This window comes from Pseudomonas sp. SDO5591_S426, from assembly GCF_054070755.1.
Map to the genome: position 1 here is coordinate 1 of NZ_JBSVXD010000210.1, position 9,235 is coordinate 9,235.

Genomic DNA, 9,235 nt, shown 5'->3' on the forward strand with positions numbered 1-9,235 from the left:
CGGCAGCTCCTACATCATTTAGATCAGCGTATGGATCAGGCTTTCGGTGAGCCCATGCCCTGACCCATCTGCACCGCCGTACCGGCAGTCATTTCTTCAGCCCACTTCACTTGATCCGGCCCGAACAGCACGACAGCGGTCGAACCCAGTTTGAAGCGGCCCAGCTCAGCGCCTTTTTCCAGATGGATCGGCGCGCGCGAAGCTTCGTCGTAACGGAAGGTTTTCAGCTCGCGTTTCGGCGGCGTAACCAGGCCGGCCCACACGGTTTCAATCGACGCAACGATCATCGCGCCCACCAGCACCACGGCCATCGGCCCGCGCTCGGTGTCGAAAATGCAAGCGACGCGCTCGTTACGGGCGAACAGTTCCGGCACGTTTTCAGCGGTGGACTGGTTGACCGAGAACAGGCGGCCTGGAATGTAGACCATCTCGCGCAGGGTGCCGGCCAGCGGCATGTGCACGCGGTGGTAGTCCTTCGGCGACAGGTAGATCGTCGCGAAATCACCGCCCATGAACGGCGCGGCGTTGGCCGCGTCACCACCCAGCAACTCCAGCACGCTGAAGCTGTGGCCCTTGGCCTGGAACACGCGACCATGTTCGATCGGGCCGAGCTGGCTGACCGCGCCGTCGGCCGGGCTGAGGATTGCGCCCGGTGTTTCGTCGAGCGGACGGGCACCGTCTTTCAGGGCGCGGGTGAAAAAGTCGTTGAAATGCTCGTAGGCGGTCAGGTCTTCGACCAGCGCCTGGGACATGTCCACTTGATAACGCTTGGCGAACCACGCGGTGAACGCGTTCTTGAACCAGCGCACGCGGCATTCGGCGATGCAGCCGGCCAATCGCGAGAGCAAGTGGTGGGGCAGCAGGTATTGGCTGAGGATAAACAAACGTTCTTTCATTGGGTGTCCTTAAAAACCTTAAAGCTCGACGGGGGTGTCGGGGTGATTGCCCCATTCGCCCCAGGAACCGGCGTAGCCTTTGACCCGCGGATAACCGAGGGATTTGGCCACCAGATAAGTGAAGCCCGACCGGTGGTGGGTCTGGCAGTGGGTAATGATTTCTTTGTCAGGCGTAATGCCCAGTTGTTCCAGGATCTGCGGCATGTCGCTGCGGATACGCAGTTGGCGTGCCTTATCCATGCCCGCCGTCCACTCGAAATTGACCGCGCCGGGGATATGACCACCCTTGGCTGCGAGCACTTTCTCGCCGGAGTATTCCAGCGGCCCGCGCGCGTCCCAGATCGCCAGGTCGGCAGCGCCGAGGCGGCTTTGCAGGTATTCGCGGGTGGCGGTGGGTTCGTCGTGCAACGTCAATGCAACCGGGCCGCCAACGTGCGCCGGGATCTGAATCGACATCGGCAAACCTGCTGCCAGCCAGGCCGGCAATCCACCGTCGACATAGTGGTACTTGCTGTGGCCGATGACATCCAGCAGCCAGATGAAACGCCCGGCCCAACCGCCGCCTTCGTCGTCATAAACGACGTAGACCGCATCGGGGTTGTGTCCCAGCTCACCAAACAGCGCTTCAAGTGCCGCTTGCGGCGGCATTAGTCCGGGCGCAGGCGCCTGGCCGAGTTGCGTGCGTTTGGGGTCGACAAAACGTGCGCCGGGGATATGCCCTTCGGTGTAGCGGGCGCTGCTGGTCAGGTCGACCAGAATCAGTTCGCGGGCGTCGAGACGAGGGAGCAAGTCGCTCGGTTCGATCACCAGCGGCAAGCCAGAGAAGTCAGACATGTGAGGTCTCCAGGGCACAAAAGGGAGGATTGTAGCGTAGCGTCATTGGCCGCGTCGGCTAAAACTGTGCAGCGCTTTCTCAATGCACTGAGCGGTTTTGCCGAAGGCTTGTACGGTGATTTCCGAAAACGGCCCGCCGCCCTGATCCGCCACCACAATCATGATCACCCGGCCATTGTTGACCAGTGAACGCAGCAGCAGGTGCTCGCCGCTGAACTGCGAGCGCAGGGTGTTGGGCAGCAGGGCGGAAAATTGCGCATTGTTGGCTGGCGTCAGGCGCACCTGGGCCTGTTGCGCGAGCAGTCGTTGCAGCACGGTGCTCTGACTGACCGCGATGTTCAACCCGGCGACTTCTTTCGGCAAGCCCGCCGTCTGATGGACCCGAAGATTGGCGTGGGTGCGGTCGGCCATCAAAATCATTACCCGACGCATGCCGCACGCGACCAGCGCATCGCGGGCAGAGGTGGTCAAGTGCATGGCGTTGGTGAAGCGACTCGGTTCGACCAGCAGCTCGGCGCACTGGCTGCGCCACTTTGTCAGATCTTCGGCGGTCGGTGCCGGTGCCGGCAATAAACCGGCATGAACGCGATTCGTACCCCACGGCCAGAGCAACGCAACGGCGGGGTGCCAGAGGTCGGGCATGGCGTGATGGCGGGCGCTGTTGGCAGCCTGCTGGTGCAATTGCTGTTGCACTTCGTCCATCGGCATTTGCAGATAAAGGCTGGTCAGGTACTGCCAGCGCTCGCTGTGCGGACTGTCCCAGGCCTGTTGTGCCGACAGCGCCAACCCATTGGCCAGCAACACGGTGTTGGCCGGCTGGTTGAGCCAACGGCGCAGCGTCGGATCGTCATCGAGGCGATTTTGTTGACGCAGTGGATGCTCGCTGTCGCGGGCAATGCGCAGGACTTTGACCAGTTCGCGCTGCTCGGCGAGCAACAGTTTATAGCCTTGTTGCACCCAGATCGGCAGGCGCCAGATATCCACCAGGGCCAGGCCGATTTGAAGCAGGCGCGTGCCAAACAATTGCTTTTCGACTTTGCGCGCCGACTCACCTTTATGGATGACCCGCAGTTCCCACTCTTCGAGCAATTGCGGATGCGTCAGCGCCAGTGGCCACAGCGGCGACAGAAACAGCAGGCTGCCCCAATGGATGTCCTGCCACAGTCGCGCCAGGCGACTGGAGAAGAAACCGTTGGCCTGTTGCGTGGCGTGCTGGCTGATCATTTGCAGCTGGCGCAGGGCTTTCGGAATCTCGGCCATGGGTTCGGCCGGCAAGCGCTCGAGCAGTTCTTCGGTACGTTTCAGTCCGAGGCGACTGATCGCGATCTCAAGGTTTTCCGCCGGCTCGGTCATGCTGCCATGGGTGTGCCGGTTGGCTTCGCGAATTACGCTCAAGGCCAGGGCCGGACTGTCCTGCATCAAGTCGGCGATGTCGCGCAACGAGCTGCGGCTGTCGCGGATCGCACGGCAGACACGGTCGTGACTGGCCTGCGGAACCGGCAGGCGCACGCCATCCAGAAGCTTGACCCAGCCTTCAAGAGTGGTCGGTTTTGGAGTCGGGACGTTCGTTTCGTTAACCATGTCGGGAGGCGATCATCTTCAGCATTAACGGGGCCCGGAGTGGGTCGAAGTGGCTTTTCGCCTGAACTGGCTATAGTCTGGCGCAGTTTTGCCGATAAGTAGAAGAAGAGATTTTTTAACTTCCGAATATGACCTTGAACCCGACTCAGTAAGTGCTCTCCTACCTATGGCTAAAATAATCGGCATCATCGTCGTATTCGCGAGCGTGCTCGGCGGATACGTGCTCTCCCACGGCAAAATTGCTGCCCTGATCCAGCCCTTCGAGGTGTTGATCATCGGCGGTGCGGCGCTCGGTGCATTTCTCCAGGCCAACCCCGGCTACATGACGATGCACGTGCTCAAGAAATCCCTGAGCATGTTCGGCTCGCGTTTCACTCACGGCTTCTATCTGGAAGTGCTGGGGCTGATCTACGAGATCCTCAACAAAAGCCGCCGCGAAGGCATGATGGCCATCGAAGGCGACATCGAAGATGCCGCTGCGAGCCCGATCTTCGCCAAGTATCCGACCGTCCTGAAAGACGAGCGCATGACCGCATTCATCTGCGATTACTTGCGCATCATGTCCTCCGGCAACATGGCTCCCCATGAGCTGGAAGGCCTGTTCGACATGGAGCTTTACAGCCTCAAGGAAGACCTTGAACACCCGTCCCACGCGGTGAACGGCATCGCCGACGCCATGCCCGGTTTCGGTATCGTTGCGGCGGTACTGGGTATCGTGGTGACCATGGCGTCCCTGGGCGAGGGCGATCAGAAGTCCATCGGCTTGCACGTAGGTGCGGCGCTGGTCGGTACCTTCTTCGGTATTCTTGCTGCCTACGGTTTCTTTGGTCCGTTGGCCCATTCCCTGGCCCACGACGCCAAGGAAGAGCTGAACGTCTACGAAGCCATCAAGGCCTCGCTGGTGGCTTCGGCATCCGGCATGCCGCCATCGCTGGCCGTGGAGTTCGGGCGCAAGGTTCTGTACCCGGCGCACCGTCCAAGCTTCGCCGAGCTGGAACAAGCGGTTCGTGGTCGTTAAGTTATGGAAAACAATCAGCCGATAATCATCAAGCGCGTCAAGCGCATCGCCGGCGGGCATCACGGGGGCGCCTGGAAAATCGCCTTCGCCGACTTCGCCACGGCGATGATGGCGTTCTTCCTGGTGTTGTGGCTGCTGTCCACGGCAACGCCGGAACAGAAGATCGCCATCGCCGGTTACTTCAAGGACCCGATCGGCTTTTCCGAAAGCGGTACGCCTTACATCATCGACCTGGGTGGTACGCCGACCCTGGCGCCGGAAAACACCCTCAACCCCGAGGTGAAATCCCAGCCGCAACCGGACAAGGTCACCGTCGACGCCGAGCAGGTTGAAGGCATGGCCGAAATGGTCGAGAAGGAGCGCCTCGAGCTGCTGCTGCAAGAATTGCAGAACAAAGTCGAAGAGAACCCGCAGCTGCAGAAATTCAAAGATCAGATCATGTTCGAGATCACCCCGGACGGCTTGCGCATCCAGATCGTGGATGCCGAGAATCGGCCGATGTTCGACTCGGGCAGTGCGCGCCTGAAACCGTATTTCGAAGACATCCTGCTGGCCATGGCCGACACCATCAAAGCGGTGCCGAACAAGATCAGCATCAGCGGCCACACCGATGCCAAGCCGTACAGCGGCCAGGGCGATTTCGGTAACTGGGAACTGTCCGCCAACCGTGCCAACGCCGCTCGCCGTGCGTTGGTGGCGGGTAGTTATCCGGACGCGCAGGTGGCGCGGGTAGTCGGTTATGCCTCGTCGGCCCTGTTCGACCGCGAGCATCCGTTCAACCCGGTCAACCGCCGTATCGACATCGTGGTGTTGACCAAGAAAGCCCAGCGCGCCATCGAAGGTTCGCAAGGCGCAGAGCCTGCACCCGATGCCCCACAAGGTTCGGGTGCACCCGGTGAGGTTCCGGCCACACCGGTCGACCCGAACGCCTTGCCGGCGGACAAGGAACCCCTGCCGGCCCACGAGCTTCGCGAGCGGTTGAACCTGTTTGAGGATCCGGCACCGAAGCCGGGTGAGCCTCCGAAGCAGTGACCCACAAAAAAGCCGACAGCGATGTCGGCTTTTTTGTGGGCGATGACTTTTAGAATCCGCGAATGATTCGAGACTTGAGATCCGTATGGAACCGATCGGCATTCGTCCTGTTCACGCTGCGCGTCGACTCGCTGCCGGTCACCGATTCCAGTGACATCGAGCGCTTGAGCGTCGATTCATTGCGATACGCATCGATAAAGAACTCGATGTCCCTTTCACTGCTCAGCTTCGGCCATTTGTCCAGGTACAGCGGCAGCTCTGTCGGGCCGGTCTTGAATGAGCAGATGCGTCGGTTGGTGATGGTCGCCTCGCCAATTTCGAACGGCACCCACCAGGACAGCGCGGTTTTCTCCGAGACCACTGCCAGCAGGTGCGTGCATTCGCTGATGTTGCGGGTGATGACCCCGGTGATGTCGTCGGTGGTCTGGGATTCGGCGTCCAGCACGTCGAGATAAGTCTTGATGTTCGCCTGCATCAGGCGTGTGTTGATGTTGATCGCATAGGCGCGATCCATGTGGCGGTAGCTGATAAACACTGGCATCAGAAATGTCCCTTGATCGCGAGTTCGCGGTAATAGGCGCCGAGCGCGGTGAGGCGGCAACCGGTGGAATGAATGGCGGCGTAATACATGTGTTCGGCATCCACCGGTTCGATCAGGCTGTGGCGATTGCACTTTTGCAGTTGGGCGAAGACATCGCCGTGTTCCGGGTTGAATTCAGGCTCGGTGGGCTCAAAGCTGGGGGCGAGGGGGTACACCGATTCCGCTTCGGCAAACCATTCAGGCAGCTTGCGCAGGATTTCCTTGGGGATCAGCGGCGACACTTCGCGCAGGGAGATGAACTGCGACACGTTGGTCTTGAATACCGGTCGCTGCTCCCAGGCATCGAGCGCGTTATCGACAAACGAATAGAGGCTGCCGGGGGTGATCTTGCCGAGGATGTTCGCGGCGCCGCCGTGCAGCGCCTGGAGCAGTAATCCGGTGAACACGCCGTGCTGCCCGCCTTCCATGGCCGGCTCTTCCTTTTTGCACGCTGTGAGAATGGTCATGCCTTCGCCGACCACGCTGCCCTCGCTGCGCAAGGCCCGTAACTCGCCGGCCGAGCCGCTCTGGCAGCAGTCGAGAATGATCACTTTGTTTTTGATCTTCGTGGCTTTGCTCGCCCAGTTGAGAATGTCGCTAAGGCGAATCCCGTCCTTGGCGCTCTTGTAATCCTGCGGGATCAACATGCCTTCATCGGTATCGGTGTCGAAGGTGCCGTGCCCGGCGAAATACAGCAGCGCGACATTGCAATCGCCGGAAAACAGTTCGCAGATCTGGTCTTCGAGCTTTTCCCGGCCCAGGTAGTCCTCGGCGGAGGTCAGCACGATGTTCTTGAAGTTCGGATCGCCATTGGCGTCGGTCTTCAACACAGACGCCATGGCCATGGCGTCATTGCAGCAACCGTTCAAACGCGAAACATGGGTGTAGTCGTTGATGCCGATAAACAGTCCCTTGCGCATGATCAGGCCACCGTATGCAGGCGAATGGCTTTGACGATGCTGCCGGTGTTCCACGCACACTCGGCGTGAGCCGCATTGCGTACCACTGTGGAGATCCGCTCGGCGCCGAACGGTTTGATCGCGATGATCACCTTGCCCATGCGTTTGGCGATCTCGATTTCCTTGTTGATCCACTTGCTGTAGGTGGAATACATGCCGGCCATGATCAGGACGGCGGAGCAGGGACGGATCTTGTTTTCGATGGCTTCTTCGAGTTGCTTGTCGGTGCGGGCGCCGAGTATCGGGTTGTGCGGCGGCACGGAGAAATTCTTGAAGGTGAAGTCGGGTTGCGCGTTCAACAGGCGCACGAGATTGTCGTGGGCGTGAGGGTAGTTCCACGAATGGCTGATGAACAAATGGTAGGTTTGCAAAGGTTGTCCCTCGGTGTCGCAGGAGTGCGAAGAGGGTTTGAACTTAGGCCAATGGCTGGCGGCTACAAGGGGGTGGAAGTTAAAGAGAAATGCCCTACAAGTACGCGTGCAGGCGTCTTACAGAAAGGTCTGATGTTTGGCTGGCAGGGGAATTAAACAGTAGAGCCGGCAATCCACCGCCCCGTTCGTTCGGAGCGGTGGACGGGCCTGTTTAGTAGCCGTTTTCCGGCAAACTGGCGATGATCGAGCGATAGCTGTTCATCCGTTGCTGCTGCACACGGCCATCTTCCAGAGCCTTGAGCAGTGCGCAACCAGGTTCACGGTCGTGCTTGCAGTCGCGGAAACGACACGTGCCGAGCAAATCGTTGAACTCGATGAAGCCGGCCTCGACGTCGGCACGGCTGACGTGGCCCAGGCCGAATTCGCGGATACCCGGGGAGTCAATCAGCTCGCCGCCGCCGGGGAAGTGGAACAGTCGCGCGGTCGTGGTGGTGTGAGTGCCTTGGCCCGACAGCTCTGACAACGGGCCGACGCGGGTTTCAACTTCCGGCAACAAGCTGTTGACCAGCGACGACTTGCCGACGCCAGACTGGCCGACGAACACGCTGATGCGCCCGTCCAGTTGCTTCTGCAGTTGCTCCATGCCGTTGCCGTGGTGAGCCGACACTTCGAGCACTGGATAGCCGAGCGTGCGGTAAACCGCCAGCAGGGCATTGAGCGCCGGGGCGTTGTTCTCGTCGATCAGGTCGAACTTGTTCAGCAGCAGCAGCGGTTTGATGCCCGCGTGTTCGGCGGCTACGAGGTAGCGGTCGATCAGGTTGGCATGGGGCTCGGGCAGCGGCGCAAACACGATGACGATCATGTCGACGTTGGCCGCAACCGGCTTGAGCTGACCACGACTGTCCGGACGGCACAGCTCGGTGTTGCGCGGCAGTTGCGCCACGATCACGCCGATGCCCTGGTTGCCGGCACGCCAGACCACCTGGTCGCCAGTCACCAGCGCCGGCAGGTTGGCGCGCAGGTGGCAACGGAACACCTGGCCGGCCAACTCGCCATCGCGGGCCTCGACCTCGACCTGCACACCGAAGTGCGCGATCACCAGGCCGTGCTGTTCCGGGCCCAGGTCGCCACCCTCAAGTGCCTCGACAGCCGAGGACTCGCGTTTGGCGGCGCGGGCAGCGCGCTCGCCCTGAATCTTTTCGATGCGCCAGTTTTGACGACGATTGAGTTGGCGTTTGGCCATGGGTGTTCCGTATCAAGAATGCAGCGATTAGGTAAAACGGCCGCGAGTTTAGCACGCCCGGCCACCGGCCTAGGCTAAACTGCGCAGCATTGCCTAGGAGCCGACACATGCAAAATTCGCAGAACCTGATCTGGATCGACCTGGAAATGACCGGTCTGAACCCGGACACTGACGTCATCATCGAAATGGCCACCATCGTCACCGACAGTGAGCTGAACACCCTGGCCGAAGGCCCGGTGATCGCCATTCACCACAGCGACGCGGTCCTCGCCACCATGGACGAGTGGAATACCCGCACTCACGGCAACTCGGGCCTGACCCAGCGCGTGCGCGACAGCCGCATCCGCATGGCCGAAGCCGAAGCCGAAACCATCGCTTTCCTGGAGAAGTGGGTGCCGAAGGGCAAATCGCCGATCTGCGGCAACAGCATCTGCCAGGATCGCCGCTTCCTTTATACGCACATGAAATCCCTGGAAAGCTATTTCCACTACCGCAACCTCGACGTCTCCACGCTCAAAGAACTGGCCGCACGCTGGGCGCCGGACGTGCGCGACAGCTTCCAAAAGGGCAGCACCCACCTGGCGCTGGACGACATCCGCGAATCGATCGCCGAGCTGCAGCATTACCGCAAGCATTTCATCAAATTCTAATACTGCCCCACGTTCCTCATGTAGGAGCTGCCGCAGGCTGCGATCTTTTGATCTTTGTTTTTAAAAGCAAA

The 9,235-nt window shown here is 60.4% G+C and carries 10 protein-coding genes; 3 read left to right on the top strand and 7 right to left on the bottom strand.

Features of this window, described 5'->3' with window-relative positions:
• Window positions 1-35 precede the first annotated feature (35 nt).
• From asd to ACW9JC_RS26190, 3 genes are read right to left on the bottom strand one after another with little or no spacing between them, the layout of a single operon-like run.
• Window positions 36-896 (bottom strand): archaetidylserine decarboxylase, encoded by an 861-nt coding sequence (gene asd / locus ACW9JC_RS26180; RefSeq protein ID WP_457458608.1) that lies wholly within the window; start codon window positions 894-896, stop codon window positions 36-38.
• An 18-nt stretch (window positions 897-914) separates the two neighbouring features.
• Window positions 915-1,730 carry a thiosulfate sulfurtransferase gene (gene rhdA / locus ACW9JC_RS26185; protein WP_457458610.1) on the bottom strand — a complete coding sequence of 272 codons (816 nt, stop codon included), beginning with the start codon at window positions 1,728-1,730 and terminating at the stop codon, window positions 915-917.
• 42 nt (window positions 1,731-1,772) lie between these two features.
• Window positions 1,773-3,311, bottom strand: a complete 1,539-nt coding sequence (locus tag ACW9JC_RS26190; protein ID WP_457458612.1) for an HDOD domain-containing protein — start codon at window positions 3,309-3,311, stop codon at window positions 1,773-1,775.
• 166 nt (window positions 3,312-3,477) lie between these two features.
• On the opposite strand from ACW9JC_RS26190, the gene motA reads away from it, so the two are divergent.
• Both motA and motB read left to right on the top strand, forming a co-directional pair.
• Window positions 3,478-4,329, top strand: coding sequence for a flagellar motor stator protein MotA (gene motA / locus ACW9JC_RS26195; protein WP_338584414.1), 852 nt, complete (start codon window positions 3,478-3,480; stop codon window positions 4,327-4,329).
• A gap of 3 nt (window positions 4,330-4,332) precedes the next feature.
• The gene (gene motB, locus ACW9JC_RS26200) at window positions 4,333-5,361 is read left to right on the top strand and encodes a flagellar motor protein MotB (protein ID WP_457458614.1); all 1,029 of its coding nucleotides are present in this window, start codon (window positions 4,333-4,335) and stop codon (window positions 5,359-5,361) included.
• Window positions 5,362-5,410: 49 nt separating this feature from the next.
• Here motB and ACW9JC_RS26205 read toward each other — a convergent pair whose 3' ends face one another.
• The 4 genes from ACW9JC_RS26205 to rsgA form a co-directional block, all read right to left on the bottom strand.
• On the bottom strand, window positions 5,411-5,902 hold the full coding sequence (locus ACW9JC_RS26205; RefSeq protein WP_338584420.1) for a toll/interleukin-1 receptor domain-containing protein: 492 nt from the start codon (window positions 5,900-5,902) through the stop codon (window positions 5,411-5,413).
• Complete coding sequence (locus ACW9JC_RS26210; RefSeq protein ID WP_457458616.1) at window positions 5,902-6,861, bottom strand: caspase family protein; 960 nt, start codon at window positions 6,859-6,861, stop codon at window positions 5,902-5,904. Before ACW9JC_RS26210 ends, ACW9JC_RS26205 begins: the two co-directional genes overlap by 1 nt.
• Window positions 6,862-6,863: 2 nt before the next feature.
• The gene (locus ACW9JC_RS26215) at window positions 6,864-7,271 is read right to left on the bottom strand and encodes a TIR domain-containing protein (RefSeq protein ID WP_416130051.1); all 408 of its coding nucleotides are present in this window, start codon (window positions 7,269-7,271) and stop codon (window positions 6,864-6,866) included.
• A gap of 211 nt (window positions 7,272-7,482) precedes the next feature.
• The gene (rsgA, locus tag ACW9JC_RS26220; RefSeq protein ID WP_150727887.1) at window positions 7,483-8,514 is read right to left on the bottom strand and encodes a small ribosomal subunit biogenesis GTPase RsgA; all 1,032 of its coding nucleotides are present in this window, start codon (window positions 8,512-8,514) and stop codon (window positions 7,483-7,485) included.
• A 107-nt stretch (window positions 8,515-8,621) separates the two neighbouring features.
• Here rsgA and orn point away from each other — a divergent pair, with 107 nt between their 5' ends.
• On the top strand, window positions 8,622-9,164 hold the full coding sequence (orn, locus tag ACW9JC_RS26225; RefSeq protein WP_457458618.1) for an oligoribonuclease: 543 nt from the start codon (window positions 8,622-8,624) through the stop codon (window positions 9,162-9,164).
• Window positions 9,165-9,235 lie beyond the last annotated feature (71 nt).